This window comes from Tenacibaculum sp. Bg11-29 (assembly GCF_002836595.1).
Lineage (GTDB): Bacteria > Bacteroidota > Bacteroidia > Flavobacteriales > Flavobacteriaceae > Polaribacter.
On sequence record NZ_PJBB01000001.1, the window covers coordinates 1 to 704 of the forward strand.

General features: G+C 40.2%; 1 pseudogene. It reads right to left on the reverse strand.

Annotated elements, in window-relative coordinates:
• Positions 1-704 (reverse strand): annotated as a pseudogene (locus CXF68_RS00005) (MSCRAMM family adhesin SdrC); the annotation flags it as partial.

Sequence of the window (704 nt, forward strand, 5' to 3'; positions counted from 1 at the left end):
TTTGGCTCTAATACATCTGGAGTTCCATTGCCATCAGTATCTGGTAAACTACTTCCATCTACTAAAGCTCCTGACGTATCTACTTGTCCATCACCATCTGCATCGGTTCCTCCTGCTTCTTCTACATCATTGATTCCATCATTATCACTATCTAAATCTTGATAATCTGGTGTACCATCATTATCTGTATCTGGTGTACTTGCTGATGTTCCTCCATTATCTGGATCTACAACATCTGCAATTCCATCGCCATCTGTATCTGTTTGATCGTCTAAGATTCCATCATTATCCGCATCTAAACTTGCATCCGTTCCGCCTTCTACTAAATCTGATATACCATCATTATCACTATCGACATCTTGGAAGTCTGGATTACCATCTTCATCAGTATCTGTTGCCGTGGTGGTTCCGCCTGCTGAGATATCTGTATCATCTGCATCTGCAGTATCTATGATCCCATCATTATCCGCATCTACTGTACTATCTAAAACGCCATTACCATCAGCATCTACTACAGCTACATTTTGTCCACTCTCTTCTAAATCTAAGATACCGTCGCCATCACTGTCTAAATCTAGTCTATCTGGAATACCATCACCATCTGTATCTCTATTTGGATCGCCATTCTCTTCTACGCTATCTAAAATTCCATCATTATCATCATCTAAATCATCAACATCTGGAATACCATCGCCATCTGTATC